This is a genomic window from Streptomyces sp. NBC_01431, from assembly GCF_036231355.1.
Taxonomy (GTDB): domain Bacteria; phylum Actinomycetota; class Actinomycetes; order Streptomycetales; family Streptomycetaceae; genus Streptomyces.
This window is the reverse complement of the sequence record NZ_CP109496.1, coordinates 8166445-8180708: the sequence shown is the minus strand read 5'-3', so window position 1 is coordinate 8180708 and position 14264 is coordinate 8166445. Positions and strand designations below refer to the sequence as shown.

At 66.8% G+C, this 14264-nt stretch carries 17 protein-coding genes and 3 pseudogenes; 12 read left to right on the top strand and 8 right to left on the bottom strand.

All coding sequences use genetic code 11. The annotated features are described in order from the left end of the window. Positions 1 to 503: 503 nt before the first annotated feature. The 3 genes from OG522_RS37380 (at position 504) to OG522_RS37370 (ending at position 2719) form a co-directional block, all read left to right on the top strand. Entirely contained in the window at positions 504 to 653 is a 150-nt protein-coding gene (locus tag OG522_RS37380; protein ID WP_329460835.1) for a hypothetical protein, read from the top strand. 753 nt (positions 654 to 1406) lie between these two features. Next, the gene (locus OG522_RS37375) at positions 1407 to 1832 is read left to right on the top strand and encodes a VOC family protein (protein WP_329460836.1); all 426 of its coding nucleotides are present in this window, start codon (positions 1407 to 1409) and stop codon (positions 1830 to 1832) included. Positions 1833 to 1990: 158 nt separating this feature from the next. Further along, positions 1991 to 2719, top strand: coding sequence for a helicase associated domain-containing protein (locus OG522_RS37370; RefSeq protein WP_329460837.1), 729 nt, complete (start codon positions 1991 to 1993; stop codon positions 2717 to 2719). 267 nt (positions 2720 to 2986) lie between these two features. Here the strand turns inward: OG522_RS37370 and OG522_RS37365 are convergent, their stop codons facing one another. After that, positions 2987 to 3364 carry a hypothetical protein gene (locus OG522_RS37365; protein ID WP_329460838.1) on the bottom strand — a complete coding sequence of 126 codons (378 nt, stop codon included), beginning with the start codon at positions 3362 to 3364 and terminating at the stop codon, positions 2987 to 2989. Positions 3365 to 3599: 235 nt separating this feature from the next. On the opposite strand from OG522_RS37365, the gene OG522_RS37360 reads away from it, so the two are divergent. Together OG522_RS37360 and OG522_RS37355 are read left to right on the top strand one after the other, a co-directional pair. Continuing rightward, positions 3600 to 3782 (top strand): hypothetical protein, encoded by a 183-nt coding sequence (locus tag OG522_RS37360; RefSeq protein WP_329460839.1) that lies wholly within the window; start codon positions 3600 to 3602, stop codon positions 3780 to 3782. Beyond that, positions 3779 to 4159: a nuclear transport factor 2 family protein gene (locus tag OG522_RS37355; protein WP_329460840.1), complete on the top strand. Its 381-nt coding sequence runs from the start codon at positions 3779 to 3781 to the stop codon at positions 4157 to 4159. Before OG522_RS37360 ends, OG522_RS37355 begins: the two co-directional genes overlap by 4 nt. Here the strand turns inward: OG522_RS37355 and OG522_RS37350 are convergent. Next, the gene (locus tag OG522_RS37350; protein WP_329460841.1) at positions 4114 to 4401 is read right to left on the bottom strand and encodes a hypothetical protein; all 288 of its coding nucleotides are present in this window, start codon (positions 4399 to 4401) and stop codon (positions 4114 to 4116) included. The genes OG522_RS37355 and OG522_RS37350 overlap by 46 nt on opposite strands. 270 nt (positions 4402 to 4671) lie before the next feature. Beyond that, a complete protein-coding gene (locus OG522_RS37345) occupies positions 4672 to 5151 on the bottom strand; it encodes a hypothetical protein (RefSeq protein WP_329460842.1) in 480 nt (159 codons plus the stop codon). Positions 5152 to 5298: 147 nt separating this feature from the next. Here OG522_RS37345 and OG522_RS37340 point away from each other — a divergent pair, with 147 nt between their 5' ends. From OG522_RS37340 to OG522_RS37325, 4 genes and pseudogenes are all read left to right on the top strand, one after another. Beyond that, the gene (locus tag OG522_RS37340; protein WP_329460843.1) at positions 5299 to 6168 is read left to right on the top strand and encodes a hypothetical protein; all 870 of its coding nucleotides are present in this window, start codon (positions 5299 to 5301) and stop codon (positions 6166 to 6168) included. Further along, positions 6165 to 6302, top strand: a pseudogene (locus OG522_RS37335) (DEAD/DEAH box helicase family protein); the annotation flags it as partial. The gene OG522_RS37340 and the pseudogene OG522_RS37335, both read left to right, overlap by 4 nt. Before the next feature lie 24 nt (positions 6303 to 6326). Beyond that, positions 6327 to 6407 (top strand): annotated as a pseudogene (locus OG522_RS37330) (transposase); the annotation flags it as partial. A gap of 27 nt (positions 6408 to 6434) precedes the next feature. After that, on the top strand, positions 6435 to 7217 hold the full coding sequence (locus OG522_RS37325; RefSeq protein ID WP_329467418.1) for a class I SAM-dependent methyltransferase: 783 nt from the start codon (positions 6435 to 6437) through the stop codon (positions 7215 to 7217). Between the two features lie 280 nt (positions 7218 to 7497). Here OG522_RS37325 and OG522_RS37320 read toward each other — a convergent pair whose 3' ends face one another. The 5 genes from OG522_RS37320 to OG522_RS37300 form a co-directional block, all read right to left on the bottom strand. After that, on the bottom strand, positions 7498 to 7740 hold the full coding sequence (locus tag OG522_RS37320; protein ID WP_443074810.1) for a hypothetical protein: 243 nt from the start codon (positions 7738 to 7740) through the stop codon (positions 7498 to 7500). A 112-nt stretch (positions 7741 to 7852) separates the two neighbouring features. Then, on the bottom strand, positions 7853 to 8947 hold the full coding sequence (locus OG522_RS37315) for an IS630 family transposase (protein ID WP_329460845.1): 1095 nt from the start codon (positions 8945 to 8947) through the stop codon (positions 7853 to 7855). Positions 8948 to 9026: 79 nt separating this feature from the next. After that, positions 9027 to 9875 carry a hypothetical protein gene (locus OG522_RS37310; RefSeq protein WP_329460846.1) on the bottom strand — a complete coding sequence of 283 codons (849 nt, stop codon included), beginning with the start codon at positions 9873 to 9875 and terminating at the stop codon, positions 9027 to 9029. 191 nt (positions 9876 to 10066) lie between these two features. Next, positions 10067 to 10630: an AAA family ATPase gene (locus OG522_RS37305; protein WP_329460847.1), complete on the bottom strand. Its 564-nt coding sequence runs from the start codon at positions 10628 to 10630 to the stop codon at positions 10067 to 10069. Beyond that, positions 10623 to 11426, bottom strand: coding sequence for a DUF6042 family protein (locus OG522_RS37300; RefSeq protein ID WP_329460848.1), 804 nt, complete (start codon positions 11424 to 11426; stop codon positions 10623 to 10625). Before OG522_RS37300 ends, OG522_RS37305 begins: the two co-directional genes overlap by 8 nt. Positions 11427 to 11534: 108 nt before the next feature. On the opposite strand from OG522_RS37300, the pseudogene OG522_RS37295 reads away from it, so the two are divergent. From OG522_RS37295 to istB, 3 genes and pseudogenes are all read left to right on the top strand, one after another. Further along, positions 11535 to 11764: pseudogene (locus OG522_RS37295) on the top strand (transposase); the annotation flags it as partial. Positions 11765 to 11840: 76 nt separating this feature from the next. Beyond that, complete coding sequence (istA, locus tag OG522_RS37290; protein WP_329460849.1) at positions 11841 to 13091, top strand: IS21 family transposase; 1251 nt, start codon at positions 11841 to 11843, stop codon at positions 13089 to 13091. Beyond that, positions 13091 to 13927: an IS21-like element helper ATPase IstB gene (istB, locus tag OG522_RS37285; protein WP_329467417.1), complete on the top strand. Its 837-nt coding sequence runs from the start codon at positions 13091 to 13093 to the stop codon at positions 13925 to 13927. Before istA ends, istB begins: the two co-directional genes overlap by 1 nt. Positions 13928 to 14264: the final 337 nt, after the last annotated feature.

The following is a 14264-nucleotide window of genomic DNA, read 5'->3' as shown; positions in this document are numbered from 1 at the left end:
AGCGCTGCGCGCTGAGCAGAGAACCGACCCGCTCCGCGGGTCGTTCACCAGCTCGCTGCGCGCCCTGGTGAACTGCATTGCTGCGCAATGCAGTTGCCTCGCTTTGCTCGGCTGCCCCCTTCGGGGGCTGAAGTCCTGCGCTTCGCTTAGGACTTGGCCTCGCGTTGCTCGGCCTAGCGGACTCGCTGCGCTCCCCCGCTGGCTTTCCGGCTCCGCCTCCAAGCCCCTGGCCCGCTCCGCGGGCCTGTCTGGCTAGAAGGGGCGGGGGTCTGTCTCGGGGCTGGCCAGGAGCATGGCTTGGCACGGCCGAAGCGTTCACTGTGATGTACCCACCCCACGGGGCACATTGCTACCCAACTCTGAAAGCGCCTCAGATGGAGCATCTCTCCTCTCCCCGCCCGGGTGACCGGCGTGTTCATCCTCACCACTGGATAGCCGTGCGGCAACCTAGACCAACTGCCGAACCAACCTCGACCACCTCCACATCAAAAGAGGAACCCCACATGCGCCATACCGCTGTAATCCTCCTCGGAACCCTCTGCATCTTCGGACTCACAACCACCACCGCATCCGCTGACGACACCCCCAACCCCGTCGTCGGCATCGTCGGCGAAGTCGTCAGCGGCGTCGTCAAGATCGCCGGCCTCCGCTGACACCTTGACACCCTCAACAAGGCGTACCGGTTCGTACTGTGAACGTCTCTGCTGGTTCCATCCTATTTGATGCAGCATGTAGGTCCTTCGGATCGCGAGGAGCGCCGCAGGCACGAACAGCGGTATCGACGACGACCAGCGAAACTGCACGCTGCCCAACCAACCTGCGCAATCAGGCCCAAGGTAGGAACCTCCGCAGGCCAGGCCACTGCGAGGCCCGGACTCTGCGCAGATCCAGTGACTCCCACAGTCGCCGACCCGCTCAACCACACTGCACAACACCAGGTCAAAAGCATGACGACACCGCAGCTTCACCGACCGGCGACAGGAACCCGAACCACCGTCCCGCAGAAAGGCCATGACGACCACTCAGGCCCCCTCGCAGGCACGCCATGCCTCGCATCCACCACGGCCGCACAGACCCACCACAGCCGCGCGGACACCCCCTGGCCGCGCAATCCAACACCACACAACCCGATCCCCGCCGCACCCGCAGACCAAGCCCCCACCCTCCCTTTTTTGATCATTGGGCGCAGGGTCAGAACTCACGAAACTGAGACAGCATCACCCCAGCTGCGATAAACGCCCAGGACAGCGATCCCACACCGATCTCTCACGTGCATGACAGTGCCCCCACACCCCGAAACAGCCCCCGACCAGCATCAACACACCAAAACCCACTGTCTCTCACACCACTGTCCCGAAACCGAGAGATCGCAGTCCTCGCCTTTCCCTGAGAGAAGGAAACCACTGATGGAATTCGCCACACCGGGTATGCGGCTGGCGTCCGTGGTACTGAACGTCTTCGATCTCGAGCAGTCGACCGGCTTCTACCAGGACGTTCTCGGTCTCCGGGTCAGGCTCACCACGTCCACCGCCGCGCTGCTGGTCGGTCTGGACGGCTCGCAGCTGTACCTGCGTTCACTGAGCCCGAGGGCCGACCACACCACGTCGGGCATCGGCCTGCATGCCGCGATCTGGACGGCTCCCAGCGCGAAGGAGCTGCTGCGCTGTGAGCAGGTCCTCAAGGCGCGGGGTGCGCATGTCGCCACCGAGACGGTCGAGGGGTTTGTCCGGGTCGAGGGCAGCGACCCCAACGGCGTGCCGGTGGTGGTCACCCACCCCGGCCCTGACGAGGCCGAGATCTCGGAAATCATCAGCCGCGTCTACAGCTGGTAGCGGCGCTTGCAGGCCCCGGCCACGGCGGGCGGGGCGCGGCCCGGGCGACCGCGGGGTTCGGTGGTCAGCTCGGCCGCCGTCGGCGCCGCGGGGGCTGCCCTTGGCGACGGTCAGCGGAACGCCGTGGTGCCGGATCCCGAGTTCCCTCCCCCAGCAGGGTGTACACCGCCGACGCGGGCTTCACGGAGAACTTGGCAGCCGCGCGCGCGTACTTGGCTGAGGCGGGCACGCTGGCCGTGCCCCGCCACGCCACCGCGCTCGACAAGCCGGTCGGGCAGTGGCTCACCAACTGCCGGCGCCCCGACGGACTCGGCAAGGACCCCAAGCGCGCCAAGGTCCGCGCCGAGCAACTCGCCGCGGTCGACCCGGAATGGAACCCCGCCCAGCTCGGGTGGACAGTCGATTGGCAGCGCCACCACGTCGGCCTCCAGGCCCTGCTGAACGCGGGGGCGCACGTGGCAGAGATCGTGCCCGGGGTGACCTGGCGCGGCGACGACATTGGACGCTGGCTCACCCGCCAACGGCGCGACTGGCACCGCCTCAACGCCGAGCAGCAGACCCGACTCGGCGCGCTCGGCATCGAGGCGGCCCCCGCCCCGACCCTCAAAACGACATCGACGTCGAACGGCTCGAAGAGCGGAACCGCGGCGGCCGGAGCTGCGCGGGGCGCCGCGGGGTTCCGGCGCGGCCTGGCCGCACTCGCCCAGTACATCGACCGTGAGCAGCGCACCGTGATCCCGCGTCAGCACACCGAACCCGTCGTCATCGACGGCCAGGACCACAACGTACGACTCGGCGTATGGATCTCGAACCAGAAGAGCCGCCGCGACAAGCTGAACAGTGAACAGCTCGCCCAGCTCGCCGACCGCGGCATCGACTGGGCATAGGGCCGATAGAGTGACCCTGGTCCGGGGCGGGTGGCTGGCAACCCTGCCAGTGACGGAACGCTCGCTCCGGCCCGGACGCTCCGGCTAGCTAGTGGTCACCGCTACGTCGGCTACAACCGGCGCGACACGCGCGGTCCGAAACCATGAACGCCTCCTCGAACCAGGGACCCGGGGCGGGCAGATGAGCTGCTCCGCCCCAGTGCCCTTGGCCTCGTGCTCTATGCGCTGGGCACGTACAGGACAGGCACGGAAGTGCCTGCTGATGAATTATTCGCGCCAGAGCGGGAATTCGTTCTGGATATCTCTTTTTTCTGGATCAATTTTGGGAGGGATCCAGTTGAGGGAACGAGCATGGAGCAGGAGGGCCTCGGGGATCTCTGCTCCATAGCGTTCGACGTAGTACGGATAGTCCCCCGGCCAAACCCAGACGCCATCAGTCATGAGCTGAAGCGTCCCGATCAGTGGGCCGTCGGAGTCTACGTGATCTCGCACTGGCATGGTCGAAGCCATCATCACGTGCGCTCCCCTGAGGTATCGAAGTATTCCTTCCGTCTCACCGGTGAACCTACCCAAGGAGTCGTTTAGTCTCGGCTGTCCCTCTGCTCCGTGGGGTAGCTCTGCATAAAATCCGACAAGCTCAAGCACGCTAGCGCCTCCCGCCAGGAAGGAAGATGTTCCATCTCCCTGTGTTTGCAAAAGGACTGTCGAGCGGCCCTATTCTGAATGTGTAGTTGCTGAGGATGTGAAGGTAGTCACTGGGGGCCATAACCTACCGCCCCGCCGGAGACCGCCTCCAGGACTGGCTGAACACGACCCCCGCCGACACCCGCCTGCTCATCCTGGAATTCGGCGCCGGATTCAACACCCCCGGCGTCATCCGGTGGCCCGGAGAACACCTCACCCGCCGCTTCCCCACGCGCACCTCGTACGCGTCAACCCCACCCACCCGCAGCCCCCCGCCGACCTCGTCGACCGGGCCCTGCCGATCCCCGCCGACGCCGAGCACCTGCTCGACGCACTCGACGCGCCGCACCCGGCGCCCGACCCTACGGTGATCCCATGAGCGACCCCCAGCAGAACAAGGCCACCGCCAAGGCGTTCTACGACCTGATGTTCAACGAGTGCCGACCCGCCGAGGCGATCGACCGCTACGCCGGCGACACCTACATCCAGCACAACCCGCACGTCGCCGACGGCAAGCAGGCTTTCATCGACTACTTCGACCGCATGGCCGCCGAGTACCCCGGCAAACACGTCGAATACAAACGCGCCTTCGCCGAAGGCGACTACGTCATTCTGCACTGCCACCAGACCTGGCCTGCCGAGGAGTACGCAGGCATCGACATCTTCCGCTTCGACAGCAACGGCAAGATCGTCGAGCACTGGGACGTCCTTCAGGTCATCCCGGCCGCCTCCAAGAACGACAACACCATGTTCTGACCAGCCCCAGCCCTTCCTGCCACGGCGACAAGAAAAGCCACGGCCACGACAGACACCACGGCGCTGATCAGCGAGAACGCACCGTCGCTCGCGAAGTACCCGAGATGGTCGGCCTGCTCGGTGCAGGCCCGCTTCACCTTCGCCACGTCGTCGCCGGCCAGGACGTGCGGCGTGTCCCGGGCTTCCACCAGCACCTCGGCGTTCGTGCGCACGTCGGCCAGCCCGCGCGCCGTGTGTTCCACGAAGAACCCCGGCTACGAGATCGGGCGGGACCGGCTCGGGCATCGCGAAGCCCCTTTCATGCGGACGCCAACGCGCCGACCCCAACCACTGATCGCCACTGGCCGGACCAGAACCAGGCAACCGACTACGCCCACTCCAGCGCCGTGCTGACCACAGACGGAGCTCCGACGCCGGGCGCATCAGCCGTCGGCTCAGGTCCAGAGGCAGCCTTCACCACCCGGAGAGGGGTCAGGCGCGTCGTCGGTTCTGCGAGGGCAGGGCGGTGGCTGTCATGCGACAGCTGCCGAGCCAGTCGATCCGAAGACTTCGTCGAATGGGTGCGCTTGTCCTGTGTATATGAGGTGGAAGGCGCCGCTGCGGTGGCGTAAGGCGTGGGCGCTGTAGTGGAGGACTTCGGCCGGGGTGAGGACTTTCAGGTCTCCGAAGACGTAGTACAGCGGTGTCGGGGCGTGGGCCGCGGTGAAGAGGAGGCCGGCGTTGACGGTGTCGGTGCTGATGGCGTAGCGGTCGGTGTCGGTGCTGGGCATGCGGTCTTTTGCGTCGATGGTGACGAGGTCGCTGCCGCGGGCGGCGATGAGGTCGGGGAACTGGCGCAGGGCGGAGCGGGTTCGGCGCAGGGCCTCGCACACAGCGGGTGGGTAGGTGCCTTGTCCGCAGGGGTGGACGGTCCAGCCGCGTGCGCGCAGAGCGGCTGCCACCCGCCGTTCGTGCGCATCGCCGACCGCCTTGCGGTCCTGCCACTGCCTCACTGCGGTTCCCCCTCGAGTAAGTCCCGAAAGCCACGCCCGTGATACGAAGCATTCACTGTTCGTACTACCCATCCGGTAGCTATGATGCCCCTCATGGCGGCATACGTTGACCCACGCTTTCGTCCCACGCTATGGCCGGGAACGCCCGTGCCCGCGCCGGAGTTGCGGCCCGTCCCCGGGGCACGAGCCGACGGCGAGTGGATCGTCTGGGAGCCCCATCTGCGATCCGAGGGAGAGACCGTTCCGCTGCCCGAGGACTTCTACCTGCGTGAATTCATGGAGCTCGACCCCGCGGATCTCAACGCCGTGGCCGCCCTCATGCGCACCTACGGATCCCTGGGCGGCAGCATCGACAGCGGCAGCTGGGATGAGGAGGAGTACGAGCGACTGAAGGAGCTCACCGAGCGCGAACACCCGAGAAGCGGGACGTTCTGCCTTCACGGCGAACTGGCCACGCTGTACGTGACGCAGGCTCAGGCGGCCATCACTACCTGGCTGGCCCTGCGCCGCGAGGGCGGACTCGACACGCTCATCGAGCCGGAGGTGTGCGAGGAACAGCTGGCGCAGTGGCAGTCCGCGAACACGCATCGGGACGAGGCGTGGCCCCGCGATCTGGACCACATGCGCGAGATCGTCCTGGGAATGAGGATCAGCGACCTGGTGGACGAGCTGAACGCCGCGCTCAAGCCGTTCAGCATCGGCATCGGCGGCCTGCCGGACCGCTACCCCAGCATCCTTTCGATCGTCTTCCTCCAGCTGTACAACCACCTCGCCGAAGACGCCACCATCCGCGAGTGCGCGAATGAGACCTGCCGCCGGAACTTCGTACGCCAGCGCGGCCGCGCCGAGTACGGGCAAAACCGCACCAGCGGCATCAAGTACTGCACCCGCGAGTGCGCCCGTGCCCAGGCGCAGCGTGAACTCCGCCGGCGCCGCAAACAGCAGACTCTGCCGCTCCAGCAGCCAACCGATAACCCGAGTCCAGAGCCCGTCGGCCAGGCGGGAGACGAGCGATGATCAGCCTGCGAGAACACCAGGCGGAGGCCGTCTCGCGGATCCGCACGCGGGCGGGATTCCCCGTACGCGCGTCTGCTCCCGCCCAGGGGCTGCGGGCAACGGTGGTCTCCGCGACTGGCTCCGGAAAGACGATCACGGCCGCGGAGAACCGGGGCAAGCTGTGCTTCACCCCGACGTACGCGTCCTGGGCCAACCCGATCGAGGCCCACTTCGGACCATTGCGGCAGTTCACCATCGCCAGGCGGCAACGTACTACGGTGGGACACATGTCCGAGCTCTCCGTGCGGGATTTCTACGACGAGTTGGCCCACGAATACCACCTGATGTTCCGGGACTGGGACGCGAGCATGGCCTACCAGGCCGAGGTATTGGGCGGGCTCGTCCGCCAATCTCTCGGCGCGGGACCGCACAGCGTCCTGGACTGCTCGTGCGGGATCGGCACCCAGGCCATCGGGCTGGCCCTGGCCGGGCACCAGGTCATCGGCAGCGACCTGAGCCCGGTCGCCGCCGCGCGCGCCGCCGCCGAGGCGGCGGCCCGGGGCAGCCGGCTTCCGGCCGCTGCGGCTGACATGCGCCAACTGCCGTTCAAAGAGACGTCATTCGACGTCGTCCTCTGCGCGGACAACTCGCTCCCGCACCTGCTCTCCGGGCAAGATCTCCGGGCGGCGCTCCTCGGCATGAGACGGGTGCTCCGAGACGACGGACTGCTGGTGATCACTGTCCGGGCCTATGACGAGACGCGCCAGACCAGACCCACGGCGACACCTCCCCAGGTCTCGGAAACACGCGATGGCCAAGTGATCACCTTCCAGCTGTGGCACTGGCATGAAGACGGCGAGCGCTACGACCTGGAGCACTTCCAGCTCATCCCCGCGGAGAACACCTGGCATGTCCGAGTCCGCCGGAGCACCTACTGGGCGCTGACGACGCCGCAGCTGACAGAGTTCGTGGCTGAAGCCGGTTTTACCAACATCACCTGGCACAGTCCGACCTCCAGCGGGTACTACCAGCCCGTGCTCACCGCACAGCGCGCTCCCTCAGCGCAGTAGTCCAGATATCGGTTCCGCCCTGCCTGGCTTCCGTTCATCCATGGCAAACCGGTGAACGTTGCCGGTCACAGCACTAGCGATGCCGAAACGCCGGGGGCGCGCAGTCGTTGGCCAGCCTGAACCCAACCGGGCCCCGGGGATGTCATGGCTGATCCCCCGGGCCCCGTGGTGTGTCCGACGCTCAATCAGTTCTGCGTGCCGTCCGGGTTGGTGAGCCAGGTCCCGAAGCACGGTGCCGGGCGCTGGAGGCGCCGGGCCGGTGTCGTGAAGCGTCTCCTGGTCAGACGGGATCGGTGAACGAAATCGGCTTGCCGGTGGCGTGGGCATAATCCACTTCCCTGCTCGTGGACTCGCCGATGTACCCACCAGGGTTGACGACCAGAACCCGGTCTGCCAGGTCGATCTTGCGCAGGTGAAGGGCGGCCAGCGCCTTCTTCTGCTCGTCGGCGATCAACCCGTCTGCTTCGCCCGGCGCGACAACAATGGCCCCGGCGAAGGTCAGATCACGATTCACCGCCCGCATCTCATCCACGAACCGGGCAGAGCCACAGATGCAGACGATTTCAGGTCGGTCAGGCACAGCTCAGCCTTTCGCTCGAACGGGACAGCACTAGTGTCTCGTGATCCCGTTTGTGTCACTTGGAGTTGTTTGCGACGAGCTTCTTGATGCTGGTCTGGACGAGTCGGACCTTCGTGAGGATCTCGTCGGTGGTTGCGGTCCAAGTAAAGGGTTTGGCCTCGGAGTTCCAGGAGTCGATGTAGTCGCGGATCTGCTTGATCAGGACGTTCACGCTGGAGAATGTGCCGCGGCGGATCGACTGGCGGGTCAGGATTCCGAACCAGGTCTCGATCTGGTTGATCCAGGAAGAGCCGACGGGGGTGAAGTGGAAGTGGACGTGCTGATTGTTGGTCAGCCATGCCTTCACCTCCGGCGTGGTGTGCGTGGAGAGGTTGTCCAGGACGACATGAATCTCCTTGTCCGCATGCGGTTTCACCACCTTCTTGAGGAAGGCCAGGAAGTTCACGGCGTTCCGGCTCGGCCTGCACTCGCCGGTCACTTCGCCCGTGGCGACGTTGAGTGCGGCGAACAGGTTCGTGGTGCCGTGCCGGACATAGTCGTGGGTGCGCTTCTCGGTGGCTGCGAAGGTCACCGGCAGCACCGGCTGGGTCCGGTCCAGCGCCTGGATCTGCGTCTTCTCATCCACCGAGAGCACCACCGCGCCACCGGGCGGAGCCAGGTAGAGGCCGACGACATCAGCGACCTTGTCCGCGAACGCGGGATCCTTCGAAATCTTGAAGGTGCCCTTGCGATGCGGTTTGAGGTTCTCCTCGCGCCAGACCTTTGCGATGTAGTGCCAGGACACGGTGACGTTCTCGGTCCGCTTCAGATACTTCGCCAACTCCCGCGTCGACCAATGCGAAAGACCGGTGCCGACCGGCGGCGTCATGCGCGTCAATGCGATCACCCGCGCCCGGACCCGCGTCGGCACCTGCTCGCGCGCCCCGCCCGGACAGTCGCCCTCCAGCCCGGCGAGCCCGCGCTCGGCGTAACGGGTCCTCCAGCGGTCCACGGTCGGCAATGACACCCCGAGCAGTTCGGCAATGTCCTTGCGCCGGCGCCCCTCACCGGACCACAGCACGATCCGGGCCCGGGTGGCCACATCGGCGGGCACGTCCCGACTGTTCGCCAACTCCCGCAACTCGGCGGCCTGTTCCACGGAAAGCTCCATGCCGGGAGCAACGAGTCACACAAGATCAAGTAATGCCGACGGAATCACGAGACACTAGGGGCGCCGGACAGGAACGGCGTCAGTACAAGGCGATGGCGTTGAGGACGATGGCCGGGCCGGAGATGTATGCCTGGGCGTCATCGTCGGGAACGTTCAGGCCGAGCCTGTTGAGTTGCCGGGTGACCTCTCGGAGATCGTCTTCGATCTGCGTCATCATGATGCGGCGCATCATGAACTCCCAGCCGTGCAGCAGCCATTCGTCGGTGACCCTGTACTCATCCTGCGGAATGAGTCGGTAGACGCTGCCGAGGATGCGCATGTCTCCTTCGAGGCGATCAGCTGATGCTTGGTCAATGAAGTAGCCAGGACGGATGTTGACGTACACCTTGTGCGGCAGAGAGCTGTCCGTGATCTCCAGGAGCATGGGCAGGGGTAGCAGCTCGTTGTGCAGGTACACCTGCTGGATCGCCTGTGCGACGTCGGCGTCGTTCACGTCGAGGTTGGCGAGCTCGCTGAGATCGTCGATGTTGCGTTCCTGCATCAGGCGCCGGAAGACGAAGAACAGCTTGCTCATCACGCTTGCTGCCGTGATGCGCGCGGTGCCCTCGATCTCGACCAGGGCATCTTTGGTAAGAGCCGACTCTCCGGCGGGGTTCACGCTGACCGCCTTGTCGCGAATCAGACCGTCGATCACCTTGGAGACAGTCGCCTTCTCTCGCGGAGCCAAGCTGTAGGTCGACTGGAACTGCACATCGGTTCCTGCGGATCCGTTCAGAGCGAGGGGGCCAATGCCCGCCTTGCCACCCCCGGACCGTTTCCTTGCGGTCGTCTCCACGATGTCCTGTGCCACTGGGACGTCGACGTTGTGGTACTCCGCCTGGGAGAGCAGCGTCTCAAGATCGAGAAAACTCGGGTGCCTTAAAGCCATCGCACCAGTCTTCCAGTGGGCACTGACAACAGGGCTCCCGAGCGACGATCTGGCCCGGTGCTGCGTATTGCCCCGATTCCCGAACGCCTCGCCCGAGACAGCTCCGCGGGAGCGGGCCCAGCGGAGCATCGTGCCTCCGCCGGGCGCCTACGCCCCCCAGGCGACCACCCCGCTATACGCAGAGTTGCGCCCTAGCGGTCGATCGGAAGCACACCGTCCAGACCGCTCTCGCGCAGAATGCGCTGGACGGTGTCGTCGAGGGTGCTGTCAGTGGCGATGACGGTCTCCATGCCACCAGCCAGCAGATCCCTTTCCCGGTACCAGTCGCTGAGGTGATCGGGCGTGACCTGTTGGAGGTATTCGGCGTCGGCTTTCGTCGCGTGCCGTCGCACCGTCTCCGCGTACGGCACATCGAGGTAGTAGCAGCACGAGACGCCACAGTGAGCGCGCACCAGGTCCTGGAGCATCGTGCCGTAGCGGTCGGCGTACAGGATGCCCTCGACGACGACGTGGAAGCCGTTGTCGAGGGCGTAGCGGGCGGTGAGGTCGATCAGGCCGATGTTGGCGCCGCCGGGCCGGTCGCGTTCGCGCAGCACGATCCGGCGGAGGTTGTCCTGGGCGACGATGGCGAGGTTGCGGCCGAACTTTTCGCGCAGGCCGGCCGCGACGGATGACTTGCCCGAGGCGCTGTTGCCTCGGAGCACGATCAGGCGCGTGTCGCTGGTCCCCACGGTGCCGTGCGCGGCCTCAGTCACCGCGGCTGACCTGGATGCGGTTCTTGTGGAAGTGCTCCCAGTCCATGACCAGGCGGAAGCGGCGGTGGGCCTCCAGGCGCTCCGCGTCAGTGGGTTCTTCGCCGCGCTGGAGGCGGGCGTCGCCGGATTTCACGAGTTCCGCGAGAGCGAGCCGGACATCGTCGACATCCCGGTCGGTCGCGGCCGCGAGACGGTCCAGGGAGGTGAGGGTCTCTGCCGGTTCACCCAGATCGTCGACCAGGTGGTCGACGAGGGTGTCGAGGAGCGGGCCGGTGCGCATCGTCCAGCGGATCTGGTCGAGGCGCTTGGTGAGTTCGGGGTCCAGGGGCAGCAGGTCGCCGGGCAGCGGCAGCGCGGCGGGCATGGACCATCGGGTGCCGTCCGGTGTCTCTTCGCGGCGGGCCAGGCCCCACGTCAGGTAGAGCTCGGACAGGTCCCGCACGGTGGTGGGCACCGGGTATCCGGCTGTCGTCAGCATGGCGCTGAACTGCTTCCAGCGGGCCGCCTCGCAGGCCTCGGGGCCCTCTGGCGCTGCCTCGTAGTCCCACTCTTCGTCGGGCCAGGAGAAGGTGAGGGGACTGTCGAGGTTGCCGCCGATCAAGTCCCAGTGCCCGTCGAAGAACTCGTGCACCAGGTCGTCCAGGGAGCCAGTGAAACCGGGCTGGCACGCCGTCCCGATCAGCATGGTCAGCGCAAGACCTTGGCGGGGCAGGACCTGCTCCCAGCCTGCGGGCCACCAGTCGTTGTGCATCGCCAGGTCCCGGCGCGATCCGGGCACAGACGCGTTCTCAGTCATCCGCAGCTCTTCCTCGAAAACACCTCGGTGCCCGCAGCGTACGCAGCCTGGTGAGCCCTCACGAACGTCCCACCCATGCCTGGTGGTCGGGGGCGGCATGCAGCTGCTCGCGGAGGCGGCCGCGGAACCAACGGCCTGCTGCGGCAGTACTTCCCGAGGGCACCGACCTGTCCGTGCACAGCGCCGAAGACCTCGAACACGTCGCCCAGCCCCTCAACGGCCGACCACGCAAAACGCTCGGCTGGAGAACCCCAGCCGAGCGCCTGCGTGATCTACTGACGGCCACGAAGGCCACCAGGTGTTGCGAGGACCCCGAGAATCCTGTCGGCGACGGCTGAAAAATGGACCAGTGTGGACGCTTGAAAGTTGACCCCCTCCAGGGGTCTGGCTCGTTGAGTCAGGCCGGGAGGAGTGGTGATCAGCGTGGAGGACTGGGCGGAGATCCGCCGGCTTCACCGGGCCGAGCAGATGCCGGTTCGGGCGATCGCGAGGAAGCTGGGGATCGCGAGGAACACCGTTCGCAGAGCGATCGCGGACGACGCGCCGCCGAAGTATCAGCGGGCGCCGAGGGGTTCGATCGTGGACGCGGTCGAGCCGCAGATCCGTGAACTGCTCGAGCAGTGGCCGGAGATGCCGGCGACGGTGATCGCTGAGCGGATCGGCTGGGACCGGGGCCTGACGGTGCTCAAGGACCGGGTCCGGGACCTGCGGCCGGCCTATCGGCCTGCGGATCCGGCTTCGCGGACGGTCTATGAGCCGGGCGAGATCGGCCAGTGTGACCTGTGGTTCCCGCCGGCAGACATTCCGCTCGGCTTCGGCCAGGTCGGGCGGCCGCCGGTGCTGGTCATGGTCGCGGGCTACTCGCGGTGGATCACCGCCCGGATGCTGCCCTCGAGGTCTGCGGCCGACCTGATCGCCGGGCACTGGCGGCTGCTGACCGAGCTGGGCGCCGTCCCTAGGGTGCTGGTCTGGGACAACGAGGGAGCCGTCGGCTCCTGGCGGTCCGGCGGTCCTCAACTGACCGACGATTTCGCTGCGTTCGCCGGACTGCTGGGCGTCAAGTTCCTGCTCTGCAAGCCCCGGGACCCAGAAGCTAAGGGCCTGGTCGAGCGGGCCAACGGCTATCTGGAGACGTCGTTCCTGCCCGGGCGGGTGTTCGCCTCGCCGGCCGACTTCAACATCCAGCTGGCCGACTGGCTGACCAGGGCGAACCGGCGCATCCACCGCACCTTGCAGGCCCGCCCGGCGGACCGGCTGGAAGCGGACCGCTCGCGGATGCTGGCCTTGCCGCCGATCGCCCCGCCGGGCTGGTGGAAGGCATCGCTGCGGCTGCCGAGAGACCACTACGTCCGCCTCGACACCTGCGACTACTCGGTGCATCCGCTGGCCATCGGCCGCCGCGTCGAGGTCGCCGCCGACCTGGACCAGGTCCTGGTGACCTGCGACGGCGTCGAGGTCGCCCGCCATGCCCGCAGCTGGGCTCGCCACCAGACCATCACCGACCCGGACCACGCGGCCGCTGCCGCGGCCGCCCGCAAGGCGGCCGCCGGCACGAAACCGGCGCCGGCGGATGTGACGGAGGTTGAGGAGCGGTCGCTGGACACCTACGACCGGATCTTCGGCGTCATCGACGGCGGACTGAGCACGGGCGAAGGGGCAGCATGATGAGCACGAAGAACAGCACTAACCAGGCCAGGACCAGCCGTGACGTCGGCTCCGAACTGATCTATCTGACCAAGGCGTTGAAGGCCCCGGCCTTGCGGGATGCTGCCGCCCGGCTCGCCGAGCGGGCCCGCGACGAAGGCTGGAGCCACGAGGAGTATCTGGCCGCATGCCTGCAGAGGGAGGTCGCCGCCCGCGACTCCCACAGCGCCGAGGGACGCATCCGGGCGGCTCGTTTCCCCTCTCGCAAGTCGCTGGAGGACTTCGATTTCGATCACCAGCGGTCCGTGAAACGCGAGGTCATCGCCCATCTGGGGACGCTGGACTTCGTCGCCGGAAAGGAGAATGTGATCTTCCTGGGGCCGCCCGGCACTGGCAAGACCCACCTCGCCACCGGGCTCGGCATCCGGGCCTGCCAGGCCGGCCACCGGGTCGCGTTCGGCACCGCCGCCCAGTGGGTCACCCGCCTTGCCGAGGCCCACCAGGCAGGGCGTCTGAGCGATGAGTTGATCCGGCTGGGACGGATTCCGCTGATCGTGGTCGACGAGGTCGGTTACATCCCCTTCGAGCCCGAGGCTGCGAACCTGTTCTTCCAGTTCATCTCAGGCCGCTACGAACGCGCCTCGGTGATCGTCACCAGCAACAAGCCCTTCGGACGCTGGGGCGAGGTCTTCGGCGACGACACCGTCGCCGCCGCGATGATCGACCGCCTCGTCCACCATGCCGAGGTCATCTCCACCAGCGGAACGCAGACGGTCTTGGCTGGACGGTGCGGGGTGGAGCGGTCGGGGGCTGGCTGGTGTGGGCTGTTGGGGTGGTTCGTCGAGTGGGATCCGTAGGTGGATCTTGACGTGCCAGCCGGTGACTTCGATCTCCTCGACGAGTAGACGGAGGAGGGCTTGTTGCCGGTCGAAGTCGAGGGCGTCGATGCCGACGCGGGCCCGGTTGGTGAAGTCGGTGATCCTGTCGCGGAGTTGGCCTGCCTGGGCAAGTTCGTAGCGCCGGGCGGCGAGTGCGTCACGTCGCTGGGCCAGATCGTGGCGGCGGTGGTCGATGGCGGTGGCGCGTCGTTGCAGGTCGGGCAGGTCGATCAGACCGGCCTGGTAGAGGTCGGCCAGACGGCCCCGCTCAGCCTGGGCCGCGGCAATCTTGCGGTCGAGGCCGCTCAGTTCCTTC